Annotated in this window: 11 protein-coding genes and 1 pseudogene; 10 read left to right on the top strand and 2 right to left on the bottom strand. The window is 47.0% G+C overall.

Annotation, left to right across the window (positions count from 1 at the left end; translation table 11 throughout):
* Window positions 1–5 precede the first annotated feature (5 nt).
* The 6 genes from P0X86_RS16080 (at window position 6) to P0X86_RS16055 (ending at window position 8,371) form a co-directional block, all read left to right on the top strand.
* Window positions 6–1,607: an extracellular solute-binding protein gene (locus P0X86_RS16080; RefSeq protein ID WP_277745833.1), complete on the top strand. Its 1,602-nt coding sequence runs from the start codon at window positions 6–8 to the stop codon at window positions 1,605–1,607.
* Between the two features lie 106 nt (window positions 1,608–1,713).
* Window positions 1,714–3,156 carry a response regulator gene (locus tag P0X86_RS16075; protein WP_277745832.1) on the top strand — a complete coding sequence of 481 codons (1,443 nt, stop codon included), beginning with the start codon at window positions 1,714–1,716 and terminating at the stop codon, window positions 3,154–3,156.
* A gap of 20 nt (window positions 3,157–3,176) precedes the next feature.
* Window positions 3,177–3,590, top strand: a complete 414-nt coding sequence (locus P0X86_RS16070; RefSeq protein WP_277745831.1) for a hypothetical protein — start codon at window positions 3,177–3,179, stop codon at window positions 3,588–3,590.
* Window positions 3,526–5,007, top strand: a complete 1,482-nt coding sequence (locus P0X86_RS16065; RefSeq protein WP_277745830.1) for a sensor histidine kinase — start codon at window positions 3,526–3,528, stop codon at window positions 5,005–5,007. Before P0X86_RS16070 ends, P0X86_RS16065 begins: the two co-directional genes overlap by 65 nt.
* Window positions 5,008–5,235: 228 nt before the next feature.
* Window positions 5,236–5,391, top strand: a complete 156-nt coding sequence (locus tag P0X86_RS16060; RefSeq protein WP_277745829.1) for a hypothetical protein — start codon at window positions 5,236–5,238, stop codon at window positions 5,389–5,391.
* A gap of 34 nt (window positions 5,392–5,425) precedes the next feature.
* The gene (locus P0X86_RS16055) at window positions 5,426–8,371 is read left to right on the top strand and encodes a family 43 glycosylhydrolase (RefSeq protein WP_277745828.1); all 2,946 of its coding nucleotides are present in this window, start codon (window positions 5,426–5,428) and stop codon (window positions 8,369–8,371) included.
* A 609-nt stretch (window positions 8,372–8,980) separates the two neighbouring features.
* Here the strand turns inward: P0X86_RS16055 and P0X86_RS16050 are convergent.
* Window positions 8,981–9,257: pseudogene (locus tag P0X86_RS16050) on the bottom strand (GlsB/YeaQ/YmgE family stress response membrane protein).
* Window positions 9,258–9,411: 154 nt separating this feature from the next.
* On the opposite strand from P0X86_RS16050, the gene P0X86_RS16045 reads away from it, so the two are divergent.
* The 3 genes from P0X86_RS16045 (at window position 9,412) to P0X86_RS16035 (ending at window position 12,394) form a co-directional block, all read left to right on the top strand.
* Window positions 9,412–10,119: a response regulator transcription factor gene (locus tag P0X86_RS16045; protein ID WP_213578645.1), complete on the top strand. Its 708-nt coding sequence runs from the start codon at window positions 9,412–9,414 to the stop codon at window positions 10,117–10,119.
* A gap of 71 nt (window positions 10,120–10,190) precedes the next feature.
* A complete protein-coding gene (locus P0X86_RS16040) occupies window positions 10,191–11,543 on the top strand; it encodes a sensor histidine kinase (RefSeq protein ID WP_277745827.1) in 1,353 nt (450 codons plus the stop codon).
* Window positions 11,544–11,668: 125 nt separating this feature from the next.
* Window positions 11,669–12,394, top strand: a complete 726-nt coding sequence (locus P0X86_RS16035) for a hypothetical protein (protein WP_277745826.1) — start codon at window positions 11,669–11,671, stop codon at window positions 12,392–12,394.
* Window positions 12,395–12,734: 340 nt separating this feature from the next.
* Here P0X86_RS16035 and P0X86_RS16030 read toward each other — a convergent pair whose 3' ends face one another.
* Window positions 12,735–14,087: an MATE family efflux transporter gene (locus P0X86_RS16030; protein ID WP_277748973.1), complete on the bottom strand. Its 1,353-nt coding sequence runs from the start codon at window positions 14,085–14,087 to the stop codon at window positions 12,735–12,737.
* A 138-nt stretch (window positions 14,088–14,225) separates the two neighbouring features.
* On the opposite strand from P0X86_RS16030, the gene P0X86_RS16025 reads away from it, so the two are divergent.
* Window positions 14,226–14,912, top strand: a complete 687-nt coding sequence (locus P0X86_RS16025; protein ID WP_009589507.1) for a TetR/AcrR family transcriptional regulator — start codon at window positions 14,226–14,228, stop codon at window positions 14,910–14,912.
* The last annotated feature ends 89 nt before the right edge of the window (window positions 14,913–15,001 follow it).

Below are 15,001 nucleotides of genomic sequence, written 5' to 3'. Positions count from 1 at the left end.
TTAAAGTGTATAAGGGCATAAAGAAGAAAGCAGCAATTCTATTTAGCACAGTGCTTCTAGCCGTAGGAGTGGCAGGCTGTGGTGGCGCAGGCAATAACAATGGGGAGACGGTATCAAAAGGGTCCAACGCATCGGAAACGGGCTCCGGTTCCCCAGTAACCTTGACAGTGGAAGTGTTTGACAGAGGTATTCAGGGACAACCGGACTTGAACAACAACACGTGGACCAAATATGTCAATGAAAAATTCGGGAAGCCTAATAACGCCATTGTAAAATTTGTTCCTGTCCCCCGTTCCCAAGAAGTCGACAAGCTGAATGTGTTGATGGCTGCCAACGAGGCTCCTGATATTTCCTTCACCTACGACGGGAATACCGTAACCCGTTTCGCAAAAAGCGGTGGCCTCTATACACTGGATGAATTGTTGGAGAAGCATGGCCAGCAATTAAAGTCTTATCTGGGCGAGAACGTTCTTTCCTACGGGAAATATGAGGGCAAACAAATCTCGATCCCAGGCAAGCGGACTCTGATCGCTTGGAACGGCATGTTTATCCGCAAGGATTGGCTGGATAAGCTGGGAATGCCTGTTCCAACGAATCGGGATGAATTATATAATACCCTCGTTGCTTTCCGTGACAAGAACCCGGGTAATGTGGATGGCGTCATTCCGTGGGCAACTGCGGCTTCCGGCATGAACTACACCTTTGGCAACCTGATTCCTTCGTTCTGGGGTCCGATGTCGGAGGAGGAATTCGTTACCACCACCAGTTGGCTGAAGCCCGGCACCAAGGATGCGTATAAATGGCTGAACAAACTGTACAATGAAAAGCTGATCAGCCCCGACTTTGCGCTGGATAAAACAACCAAACAAGCGGATGCCGATGTGACCAATGGGAAGGTAGGCTTCTACGCCGCCAACTGGGATTATCCACTTTCACAAAAAATTCGTGAACCACTGAAGCAAAATGCACCTGATGCCAACTATGTTACTGTAGATACCTTCAAAAACGATGAGGGGAAATACCTGAAAGAGATGTACAACGAAAACGGGATTTTCTCCTTCATCCCGAAAAGCAGCAAGAATGCGGAGCTGGCCATTAAGTATCTGAACTGGATGGCTGATCCGGAGGTGATGTTCTTCCTTCAGTTTGGCGAAGAAGGCGTCAACCATAAGCTTGTAAACGGGATCCCGCAAGGGATTGCGCAAACCGGCGAAAATATGCAAACGAGCAATCTGAATATGGATTATACTCTAATTGTAAACGGTGCAGAGCTGGGCGATACCGAAAAGAATGTCCGAACGTACGCAGCAGCCTTAGCAGCCGGAGATCAGAGCTATGAAAAACTGGCTGTCGATTCATACAAGATCAATACGACGGATGGTTATACAGGCTTCTATTACGGCGTCTCGAACGAAGCTAGTATCAAGTACGGCAAAACGTTGGGTGACATGAACAAACAGATGAGTGACAGGCTGGTCGTTGCCAAGCCGGCAGAGTTCGACGCCTTGTACGACAAGCTGGTGAAAGAATATATGGACGCCGGCGGTCAGGCTGTTCAGGATGAGAATATAAAGAATTATAGAGATATCAAAGCACAGAGCAAGTAATCCATGGCATAAGGATAAACCAGCCTGTGGTTTATCCTTATTTCGTTGCTGTTCCCGAATAATTTTGCAATTATTCGGGGGAATCCATATGTTCAGGAGGATACCCATGTACAAGGTCATGATTGTAGATGATGAGCCGTGGGCAATTAAAGGAATCCGCAACGCCTTCGATTGGGATAAATATGGATTTGAAATTATCGGACAATTTAAAAGCGCTTACACCGCATGGGATGCCATAAAAGCGAATGAACCCGATTTGGTATTTACGGATATCCGTATGCCCGATATATCCGGACTGGATCTGATGAAGAGGGCCAAAGTAGAAGGGCTGGACATTGAGTTTGTCATCGTAAGCGGATATGCGGAATTTGAATATGCCCAGGAAGCGCTGCGCTATGGCGCGCTGGATTATTTCCTGAAACCTTTGGATATCGATAAGGCTGACCCCTTCATTGCGAAGCTGGCCGTGCACTTCTCCCGAAGAAGCACAGTGCGCAACCAACTTCTTCTGGATGCGCTGACCTCGGCGAATGAGGACGCGATCAAGAGCTTCCTACCGCTTCCCGATGATGCAGCTGTGTACTATTATCAGGTGTTGACCATCTATTTCGAGGGAGAAAATAAAAATATGAGGAACCTGCTTTCTTTGGAGGGAAAGCCTGTTCATGTTGTGGAAGTTGAAGCCGGAGCCCGAAAAATGCTAGTTGTCCTGATGACGGAGCATAGGGCTTGTCTGGAAGGACATTCGGATAAGCGGGTTTTGAATAAGACGGGCATCCATGTTATGGGCGTCAGCAGCATCTCGAATCAACTAAAGCACATGAGCAAGCTCATTAAAGAAGCTGACCTGTCCGCTTCCCAGGTTTTTCTTGAAGAAGCTGGGGGCGTCGTTCACTACGAGCCGAAGCTTCATCTGGTGAAGCCATGTATCGATGAAATCCACCACATCCTTCAGGGAAATCAATTTGACGATGTGGAAGCGTACATTAAAGGGCTGCAGGCATATTTCAGGGATCATCGTCTTGGCATGTCTGAGGTTGTCTACCTGTGGAATCAAGCCGTCGGGATCCTTATCAAAGCATATTCTGAGGACTTGAAGGATATGGAACTGGAATTCCTGAATTATTCCGAGATCAAGGAACGATTTGAACACTTTGAGTCGCTATGCAGCTTTTTACATGAGGTTCTCGACTCGATCAGGATAGAAAACAGCCGCTCTATGCAGGAAGGGGACATCCAGTCCTGCTTCAACAGGATGATCCATTATATCAACCATCATTTTGAGCAGAAATTGTATTTGAAGGATTTATCAGCCCAATTCTTTATTAACCAGGTGTATTGCTGTCAATTATTCAGAAAAAATCTGGGCAAAACCTTCTCAGAATATGTGTCGGAGCTGAGAATCAAGAAAGCCCGTGAGCTCCTGAAGCGGACGGATCTATCCATTGAAGAAGTGGCCATTCAGGCCGGGTATGTCGATTATTATTATTTCAATAAAGTGTTCAAGAAGCATTGCGGGATGACCCCCGCCAAATTCAGAAAAAGTTGATATGAACGGAGCGGCGGGCCATGAAGATCAGTAAACTGAAATTGAAGCATCAGATATGGCTTATCTTTTTTTTCTCCATCATCATTTTTACTGTCATGGAATTTTATTATTATTATAGTTTCTCTAATTTGACCCAAAAGAGAGCCACCCATTACAGTAACCAGATGATAGAACAAACACGCCGCAAAATTGATTCTGCATTTAGTGATATCAGGGTCAGCACCAGCATTGCGGTCAATAGCAGACGGGTTCAGGAGTTTTCTGTAGTGGATGATGATTACCAAAGGGCGTTTAACAGCGGTCCAAATGCATTGGATCTCATGGAATATATGAGATCCTTTAATTCGTATGTAGACGGAATCGTAATTAATGATATTCGGGGAAGACGGCTTTACAGTTCGGCATCAGCAAGCGGAGATATTTTTTTTTCTTAATCGTTACGATACCTTTATCCAGAAGTATAAGGAAGATCCTTCGCTGCGGGACAAGGGGATGTTCACCTCGATTCTAAAAGATGACAGAACAGGAACGGAACAGTTTTTTTATATAGCGCCGATTGTGGAGGCCATCGGGGGAATCTATTTCTCCCAAATTACGGGTTACTGTACCGTTTTGGTCAATATGGACAAAATGCAGGGGCTTGTGGAAAATACGGAATTAACGCCCAACTCAACCTTGTACATTGTGAATAGCCGGGATGAGGTGATTGCTTCCACCAATTCCAATGCCCGAGGTGCGTTATTCAGGGAAGTTCTGTCTATGGATAAGGGCATCCTGCTTAACGGGGTCAAAACAACGATCGATGGGGAAGATATTCTTGTCCAGGTTAAGGATTTGGAGCAGGCAGACGGGTGGCGGGTTGTGAGTATGATTCCGGTGCAAGAGCTTACTGCAGACATGAACCCTATACGGAAAGTCAGCATTATCGTGGGGATGGGGATGATTCTAAGCATGCTTATCATGGGCAGTTTCTTTATGAACAATCTGATGCGTCCGGTGATGGGACTTGTGCTGGATATGAAGAGAGTGGGGAGCCGGGACATGGGCTTCCGCATTAAAGTCCGGTCTACCAATGAAGTAGGCATGCTGGCATGCGACATTAACCGGGTCATCAATGAAAGGGAAGAGATGGCAAGCGATATGATCAATACCCAAGCCAGATTATATGAATCTGAGCTGAGTCAGAAACAGGCGGAGTTTGCTGCCCTGCAAAGCCAGATCAACCCCCACTTTCTCTATAATACGCTCAATTGCATCAGCAGCATCGGATTGGAATACGGAAGCAGGGAGATCGCGCAAATCGCGTTTTGCATGTCCAAAATATTCCGATACAGTATAAAAAAAGATAATCTTGTGCGGATAGAGGATGAACTGGACTGTATTCAGGCTTATATGAACATTATCGCCATCCGGTACGAGAATAAATTTATCATCGACATCGATGTGGACGAGGGACTCTTGGAGATGCAAACCCCCAAGATGATTCTCCAACCCATTGTGGAGAATGCGGTCTATCATGGGCTGGAGCGGATGGATCTAGGGGGCCGGCTTCAAGTTACCGGGAGCATAGATGCGCATGGGGACTTGTGCTTCCAAATCACGGATACCGGGAAGGGAATGGAGCCGGAGCAATTGGCTTCCCTTCAGGCTAAGCTGGGCATGGCATCCCCTGAACCTGCACCAGATGGCCAACCTGCTACAAGCATCGGACTTTCCAATATCCATAACAGGCTCCGGCTATTGTTCGGAGAGGGTTACGGGATCGCCATAGAAAGCCAGTTCGGCCATGGGACGACCGTGACCGTCAGGATCCCAAAGCTGTTAAATAACCGCAAACCTTCGGAAGAGTAAGGTTATGTCGATAGCCGGACACACTCCCAACAATGTATTGTTTTTATTCAGGACACATCCCTTCCATTGGGGATTGTGTCCTTTTTTCCTTCGAATTCCCGGCGATAATAATCAGACGTTGAGAGGGTTAAGTATAATCCGAAGGTCAAGACACTTTTTCTAAAACGGTTACCAAAACCATTTAAAATAGTACATTTTTTAAATTTTCTCTGAAAGTAGAATGAAGACATGGCTGAAAAAATCAAAGACAGGGGGATGGATGAGGTTGAAAGCGGTTTTATGGGATCGGAAAAGATTCAGGTATTTGCTGTTTTGTCTCGCAGTGCTGCTGACACTGCCGCAATGGAACGGAGCGGCTATGGCGGCAGAGCAAACGCCAGATAGGACGAATTTAGCATCCCGGCAGGAGGGGAAGGATGTGTCTGATTTCTACAATGTTATCATGCAAACAGGGGCCGACCCTTGGGTTTACAAGCATACGGACGGCTACTACTACAATGTCTTTGTCAATGCCAGCGGAATCATGATCCGCAGAACGAAGACCATTACCGGCATTGAGGCGGGCGAGAGAAGCCTTGCCTGGACACCGGTTAAGGGTACCATGTACAGTTCCAATGTTTGGGCGCCTGAAATGCACTATCTCAAAGATAACGATGGCCAATTCAAATGGTATATTTACTTCGCAGCCGACAACGGAACCAACGCAAACCACCGTATGTACGTGCTTGAGAACACCAGTGATAATCCGATGACGGGAACCTGGGAGTTCAAAGGGAAGATTACCGATTCCACCGATCGTTGGGCAATTGACGGCACTGTGATGACTGTAAATGAGGATCGCTATTTTATTTGGTCCGGCTGGGAGGAAACCGACGGAAGCTTTCAAAATTTATATATTGCAAAAATGAGCGATCCGCGGACCATCAGTTCAGAACGTGTCCTGATTTCAACGCCTGAATATGACTGGGAAACTTCCCCGGGGAGGATCAATGAAGGGCCCGAGGTCTCTATAAAGGGCGACACCATCAATCTGATCTATTCGGCCAACGGAAGCTGGACAGACAGTTACTCCCTCGGGTTGATCACGGCCAAGATTAGCGACGATTTAATGAACCCCGGCTCCTGGGTAAAGCGGGATAAGCCGATCTTTTCTAGCGCCAATGGTGTTTACGGCCCTGGCCACCATAGTATCGTCTCATCTCCTGATGGTGCGGAGAACTGGATCATTTACCATGCTGCCCGCTGGCCGGGGTCAGGCTGGACCCGCAAAGTCTACGCACAGAAATTCACTTGGAATGACGACAATACGCCGAACCTGGGAGAGCCGGTAGATCCGAACATACCGATTGCCATACCTTCCGGCGAGCCGATGCGGAAGCGCTATGAAGCGGAACATGCGTTGCTGGTGAAGGATCCGATTGGAGAAACCTCTCCGGCTGTCCGGCGGGAAAGCACGGCATCAGGCGGGATGAAAGTCGCGAGCATTAAGAACGCTAATGATTATGCCCAGTTTACAGTAAATGTGCAGGAGGCGGGATTCTATCACCTGTCCGTGCGAAATGCCAACGGCTCCCCCAATGCGGCGGATGCCTCCCATATATTGTCGGTCAACGGCAGCTCCGGTGCCAAATTGAACATCGTCTATTCTGGTCCGAATCGTTGGGGAGCCTCCACGGCGAAAGTCTTCCTTAAGGAAGGCGACAACATCATCCGCTTCTCGAAAGGGAGCAATCTGGCCGAAATCGACAGTATGGATCTATTTAAGCTGGATACATCAGAAATTTTATTTGGATCCCCGGGATTCACCCTGGGGTTGAACGAAACCCGCAGTTTGCCCCTGTATACGGTTACGGGCGCTACCTATACCGCAATCCATACAGGAGCTACCTTCAGTTCTTCCGACACAAAGGTAGCCATTATTGATGAAGGGGATCAGATTCAAGCTGTCGGGGCGGGCAGTACGACAATTACCGCGACATATCATGGGAAAACAACAACGGCCGCGGTAACCGTAGTCGCAGAGCCCAGATCGGTGCAGTCACTTGACATGAGCGGATTGGACCGCGTCCTGACCAGTGGACAGCGAAGCCGTCCATTGCAGGTAACTGCTCGCTATAACAACTATGAAATGAAGAATGTGACGGCGGATGCTCAGTATACCAGCAGCGATCCTGGGGTGGCCCGGTTTGATACTGTCTCGGTCACCCCATCGGTATACGCAGATAAACCGGGTACAGCTCTTATTACAGCCGAATACAACGGCAGCAAAACGGCAATCCAATTGACGGTAATCGAGGCTTCTGATGCAGTTCAGGTGGTTTCCGAAGTGAAGACTCCTTCCGGAGTGACTCCTGATCCGCCCAGCGTTGTGGATGTTGTATACAATAGCGAGTCGATGACGGCGGAAGTTGTCAGCTGGAAGCCGGAGGGAATGGACTTCAGCTCTCTTGGTACTACTCAGGTGCCAGTCATTCTGAAGGTGGATGGCCGAGATATTCCTTCCACTGTATCCGTAGAAGTTGTTGCAGGATGGGGCCTTGATGACATTGTGAATCAGCTCCGCAATAGACTGGCGAATTTCTCTTATCCGTTGGGCACGGGGTTAGGCAACTATAGCCAATCCAAGTATGACGCTTTTGTGGCCGAGGTGGATAAAGCGGAGGAGATGGCCTCCAACCCCGATCTGAGCAAAGAGCAGTTTGACGGGCAGCTGGATAATCTCGCTCAAGCGGAAGAGGCTCTGTTAGCTTCACTTAACCTCGTACAGGATGGCGTTGTCTATAAAGCTTACCGGGATTTCTCCGGCGATACGGTAGGCAAATACCCTTACGGTATCACCACCGAAGATCTGACCAATGGAGCTACCGCAACGGTAAAGGAAGAGGACGGGAATAAATTTCTTCGACTGACCACGACCGCTACCTCGGGCAAGGCAAACCTGTTCCTGCCATATACAGGCGAGGTAAAGGCTGGGGCGGATCAGCGCATCGTCATCGAATACCGCGCCAGATTAAACAGCAGCTTCCCATACGCGAATGGCGCCATGATGAGAAACGACAGCGGTACCGGCAATTATTCGATGGTCACTGCTTTTGATACCGGTAAGTTTATTGTACAGAACGGCGGATCCAAGAAAGCAGTCCAAAACGTATCCAACAATACATGGTACAAAATCAAAATGGTGGCCAACTGGAATAACAAAACCTACACCGTCTACCTCGACGATGTTCCGGTAGCTACGGATTACAATTTCCGCCATACAGGCGGTGACAAGCTGATCGGACAACTGTTTGGGATTGACGGATACGCCAATGCCTCCATCGATTTTGATGATTTCAAAGCTATGGTCATAGGAGGACCATAGGCTGCGCCAGAGGGTCTTGGGAAAGTCGATGAAACAGCGGCTGGCGCCAGATTCATCCTATCTTGGTTAGCTCTTCCCATTCGATGGGCCCATGCCTATTCAGGAAGAAAGGTAAATGTTTTAGTTGTCATGGATACACAAAAATATATATAATGCAAAGGAGAAGCTTTGGCTTGTAATCTCAATGTCTGTTAGAGTTCAGCCTTGCCTATTACTAACATCTTCAAGTGTGTTTTTCAACGCTGAAAACACCGCTTACCATCTCAAGTAGAAAACAATCCCTGAAATATGAGAGAGCCGATAACCGCGTAATAGGGTTATCGGCTCTCTGTCTGTACGACTAGCTCTTTGACATGCGTTTATCAGCAACCGCTTGGTTATGTCACTTGTTGCTGGTCTTCTTGATCAAGTCCACGCCATCGTATGCCAGACTTTCAAAATAAGATGATAAGTGTTACGCCTCCACAATTCATGAAGCCGGTTGAAAAAATCGTGATGATCTGAGGGGAATTTCTGTGGAATGACATTTATCGAAAGACAAGAACAAAGTCCGATTACCGATTAGATGAGTATCTAAATGAAAAGAGATTAAAACCTCATGAAGTAGCATTATGTGGGACAGTTTCCGCATTTCATAAATGCTCCGCCGCGTGCCAGAGCGAAGAAGATGAGCAGGGAGGCAATGATCGAGCCAACGATGGCTGGAATAATATAGAATCCGCTAATCGCCGGCCCCTTGGTCCCAGCAATTCTGTTCCTAACCAGGAACCGATACAACCCGCAATAATGTTCCCAAGTACACCGCTCGGTACGATCCGCCCAAACAAGATGCCGCTTAACCAGCCAATAAGTCTACACCAACAATGAGTACCCAGAGCAGATCCATGGATTGTTCTCCATTCTTCGGGTTTATTACTAGTTATGTTGGGCTCAGGGAAATATACCTCATCTTCCAGTTGGTGGAGGAAACTAAAGTGTCTGTGCTAAGATGAGGGTAAATTATGATTCAAGCTGGGGAACAAGGCTAGAAGGGGTGCACATTGAAGAAAATACTTGTCATTGACGATGAAGTCGCAATCAGAGATTTAATTGAGCTCGTACTGAGAAGAGAAAACTACGTCGTTCAAACGGCTGAAAACGGAAAAATAGCCCTGCAGCTGCTGGATGCTTTTGGGCCGGACCTGGTGGTGCTTGACTTGATGCTGCCTGACTGCTCCGGATATGACCTGTGCAAGGAAATCACCGGGAAACGTGCCGTTCCTGTGATCATGCTCTCTGCCAAAAATGAGGTAATCGACAAGGTGTTGGGACTAGAGCTAGGGGCGGAAGATTACATGACCAAACCCTTTGACAATCGTGAATTGCTCGCTCGGATCAAGGTGATTCTGAGAAGAAACGAGAGCAATGAGGAATCAAGTGAAGGAACAGAAGTGAAATCTACACGCATCATTCATGAAGAGCTGACATTTGATCTGGAAAGCCGAAGGGTGCTGAAAAACGGTGTACCCGTGTCTTTAACGGCCAAAGAGTTTAAAATTCTGGAAACGTTACTCAAAAGGCCGGACAAAATCTTTACCCGGGATGAGCTGCTGCAGATCGGATGGGGATATGACTTTATGGGAGACAGTCGCAGTGTGGATATGACCATCATGCGATTACGAAAGAAGCTGGAGGATAACGCGGACGAACCGAAGTATGTCAGGACGATCTATGGATTTGGCTATCAACTTGGAGGTGGCGAGGCCTGAAGTATGCAACCCGGTTACTGCTGAATTATTTATTTTTCTCCGTGCTGTCCTTTGGCATCATCATTTTTGCGGTGAATAAAGCCATCGATTACTACAGCTTCATTACCATCGAAAAACAGATGATGGAGAAGGCGGATCTGTCCGAGTTGTCTTTCCGTGAGGTGTTGGCACAGCATAGATCATCGACAGGAGAACCGCAGACAGAAAAAATCGTCAGACTTGCTCTGGAGAAGCTGAAAGCTTCAGGCAAGGAAGTACGTATCTATGATAGCTCCAAGCAGTTGCTGGGCTTGGCAGTGGATGGCATCATCATTAATGAAGGCAAACCGCTTATTTTTGACAAAAATATTGAGAAAGCCCTGAGCGGCAGTTATGCCTACACCGTAACGGAAGATCATCTGCTTTATTTTGCAACTCCCATTCAGAATCAATTTTACGAAAATGCTTATGTGTATGAGTTCGTGGACGACATTTCGTACTTTTATGCGATTATGGATCAAATCCGTTATATCTTGTTTGCGGGTGCAGGCGGATTCATTGTGCTGATTACGTTAGCCAGTCTGTGGATTGCCCGCAACACAACCAAGCCGATTAAGGTGCTGCTTGGCGCAGTGCAAAGTTTCTCTAGACAAGAGTTTCGAAGGGTTCATCTTAACCGGAAGGATGAGCTGGGCATGCTGGCAGATGGGCTGGATTCCATGGGGCGTCAGCTGCATGATTACATTCAGTACCAGAAACAATTTGTCTCCAACGTATCTCACGAGTTAAAAACACCCTTGGCAGCCATTCGTGGTTTCTCTCAATACTTGGTTGAAGGGGAGAATGAGAACAAGGAACTGCAAAAAATCTATGGTCATCTGCTGCAGGAGTCGGATCGACTTACACGCTTGATTAATGAACTGTTGCTGCTATCCCGCTTCGACAAGGCTGGTTCTAACGAACTGGAAGCCGAGAAAACGGAAATGAACGAACTGATTCAGCAAGTCGCAATGAATATGGAAGCGAAGGCCCAGGATAAAGGGATCAAGATTATGGTTAGTAAAGCACAGGGAGAACCGGATGATGAGGATACCACAAGAGTTTACGCCAACATCAATCCAATGTTAATGTCCCATGCGATCGCCAACCTTGTGGACAACGCTATCAAATACTCAGGCAATCACTCACAGATTAAAGTAGAGATGGAACATACGCCAAGCGAGGTAGTTATACGGATACGTGATCAAGGTATCGGGATCGCGGGCGATGAGCTGGAGCGAGTGCAGGAACGATTTTACCGGGCGAAAAATGCAAGCACAGCGAACGGTTCAGGTCTTGGACTTTCGATTTGCAAGGAGATTGTAGAGCGGTTTAATGGATATATCGACATGGAAAGTCAGATCGGGGAAGGAACGACCGTTACGATTGTTTTGCCTCGTGTGTAGACCTGCATCTAAACCCAAGCCTAAATAGGTAACGTTACAAGATTGGTACATTTCTGTTATGAGACTAACAAATGCTTTTTTTATAATCACTTCATAAGAACAAATCACACATTTATGGAGGGATCATGATGAAACGGATAAACAAAGCTGGAGCTGTTACCCTGCTGAGTATTTTACTAACGGTAGCATTAGCAATAACGGGCTGTCAGTCTAGTGGTGCCAAGTCGCCAGAAGCGGCGCAGAACTCGGCTGAACAAAACACGCCCGACGAACAGGCCAAAGGCGAAGGAGCATCAAATTCTACTGCGCCTGCTTCAGAAAATTCGGAAGGACAAAGTGCTGAAACTATTAAGGAAGGTTCGATGGAGAAGGACGGCAATGTGGTGCTGAAGGAGCTTGCTTTTGTCTATAATGAGCACACCATTGCGATTTCGGATACAGCGAATGAAGATCAGATGGAACAGATGCTGGGCAAACCGGATAACCTGAAATCTCATACGTACAGTGCCGGCGATGGAACAAACATGGATACGTTAATCGGTTTTACAGAAAAGGTTTATACGTATCCTGGTCTGGAGATTAAAACAATCAGTATACCGGAGGGGAAACAAGACTCCATCTTTCATATCGAAATTACAGATCCTAAGTACGCGACAGTGCGAAACATTAAAGCAGGGGATAGCCTGGATACACTCAAAAACGCCTACCCTGAGGGGAAACTGCTTGGTGATGGAGCCCCTAATGAGGAGGATGACTTCCGTTACGAGCCATCCAATTATGTGGATGTGATGTCGTTTCATATCAAGGATGCCAAGGTGGAGAGCATTCAGATCTACAGCCTTCTGGACTAATATTTAGTGATCGATGTTGGTAAGCATTCATACGATTCACCTTTAATACCTGCCCGGGAGAGGGGCAGGTATTTTCTGGTTTATAGACTCGTTTTATAGAATGTGTCGGAGGACAAGAACTTGTACCGATTGCCGTAAAGGACAAAATATGAGCCGATTACCGATTAGATAAGTATCTAACTATGTTTCGAAGCAATTTCATAAACTAACGGGCAGGATAATTGAAGATCAAACACATTGAGCCTTACACAAGTGACGGTGAAATTTTTGGCTTCACCGTGTATAAAAAGGCAGGAGGTGCCCTTATCCTGCCCTTCTTGCGTGTTTTAGATTTTGGTTTCTACTGTACTAAACGATCAAAATCCGGCTGCAATTTGTTCCGCAAAACATACAGCATGATGGCACCGACAAGGAATGCGACGGCATCCGCAATGACGAGCGACCAGATCACCCCGTGGAAGCCGTTCATCCAATTGGCGATATAGAGCACAGGAATCAGAGTAGCTCCTTGAATAACGGACATGATAAACGCGGCCGTTCCTTGCGCTGTTGCTTGGAAAATCCCCGTAAACAACGTGGTCATTCCTGTAATGAACAAGGATAAGAATGTCACATGCAAAATGTAGCTGCCCATTTCAATTAATTGCGGGTCATTCGTAAATAAACCGATTAAGTGATCGGAAATCAGATAGACGATGACACCGAATACGATGGCTAACGCCACAATCGTTTTGATCGTAAATCCAATGGTTTGCTTCATCCGTAATTTATTCGCTGTAAAGGAAAAGGCAATGAGCGGCACGACTCCCTCGCATAAGCCCATCAGAATAAACTCAGGAAATTGCAATAAACGTGATGAAATTCCGTAAGCCGCTACGGCCGGATCTCCATATTCAATAAGAAAACGATTTAAGATGAGCGACATAGCACCCAAAAAGATACTCATAATAAAGACGGGAACTCCGATTTTGAATACATTGCTCAGAATCTCCTTGGAAGCCTTGAACCATTTTACGGAGACGGTTAAGAATTGGCTCTTGTATCCAATATGGAAGGCGTAGAATGCACTCGCAACCAAGTTGGAAATGACCGTAGCAGACGCAACGCCAATCACATCCCAATGAAACACGAAGATGACGAACGAATCGAGAATAATATTGACGATCACACTGAGAATCATACCAATCATCGATGTGATGGCTGCACCCTCCGAGCGCACGATATTCTCCAGCGTGAAGAATAATACGACGATTGGTGAACCGATAAGCATAATCGTGACATAGTCCTTCGTGAATCCGAAGGAGTCAGGCGTTGCCCCCAGGCCATAAACGATGGGATCGATCAACTGAAGACCGACGGCCATCACAATCAGACCGAGAACCAAACTGCTGTAAAAAGCGAATGAAGATACTTGCTTTGCATCATCATATTTTTTCTCACCCAGCAAACGGGAGATGAATGTACCGCTACCCATGCCAATCAAGTTGCCTAGCGCCATAATAATTGCGAATAACGGCAAGGTTAATGCGAGTGCGGTTAACATGGCGGTATTGTGAAGTGTACCAAGGAAATAGGCATTCAAGATGGAATAGATGACACTCATTGACGTGCCTAGCATCATAGGTACAGCGAAGTGAGCTACGGCTTTTGCGACCGGGGCTTTTTCAAAGTAATGGAGGTTTTCTGCATCCATGCGGGTCAACTACTTTCTTTATTTATTTTGGGTTCAATCTTACAGTGTTAGATTGAACCTTACAGTGTTAGATGATATCATGAACCTATGAACCTGTAAAGAGTAAACTTACACTGTTAGATAAAAGGGCGGATAACGATGAAAAAACAGCAACCTCAGATTTCGGAGGATAGGATTTTGGAAGCCTCGTGGGAGTTACTTGGTGAGGAGGGGATCGAGAAATTCAGCATGAGACGATTGGCCGTTAGGCTAGGGATTCAGGCTCCCTCTATATACTGGTACTTTAAGAGCAAGCAGAATCTCTACCAGCGTCTGGCCAACCAGGTATCGAAAATCATTCTGGAGGAGTACCACTCCGAGGGGGACTGGAAGGAGCAGCTGAAGGGACTTGCGGTAACGGTCCGAAGTGTGCTCAGCCGGTATCCTTGCTCCACGCAGCTCATGATGTCGACGCTGCCCCACGAACCGGACATCATCCGGTTCACCAACCGTATGCTGCTCTGCGTGGAATCGACGCCGCTTGAGCAAGAGCAAAAAATACAAACGGTTCTTACGATTATGAATTATGTCTTCAACTTCGTTTTGGATGATTATGAACACCAGCGCAATGTCTCCGCGATTCTTAAGGACCATGGAGCGGGAGCGCTTCCGGGTGAGGAAATGACTCGCCTTCTGGATTCCATGAGCGAGACGGATGCGGGACTGTTCCGGAGAATGTTCACGAACGGGCTGTTCGAACTAATGGGTACCGACAAGGCGTTCGAATTCGGCTTGAAGCTGATTCTGCTCGGGATTGAGCAGGTGATCAAGGAGCAGGAGAAGTAGGAAGTAAGAACCGCCCATCCGGTGATCGGATGGGCGGTTCTGAATAGGTTTACCTTTTAGTCGCACCAAAATTCGCGCTATAGATGATA

It is taken from the genome of Paenibacillus sp. BR1-192, from assembly GCF_029542445.1.
Classification (GTDB): domain Bacteria; phylum Bacillota; class Bacilli; order Paenibacillales; family Paenibacillaceae; genus Paenibacillus_AQ; species Paenibacillus_AQ lautus_A.
The sequence above is the reverse complement of the archived record's forward strand: the minus strand, read 5'-3'. Positions and strand labels throughout refer to the sequence as shown.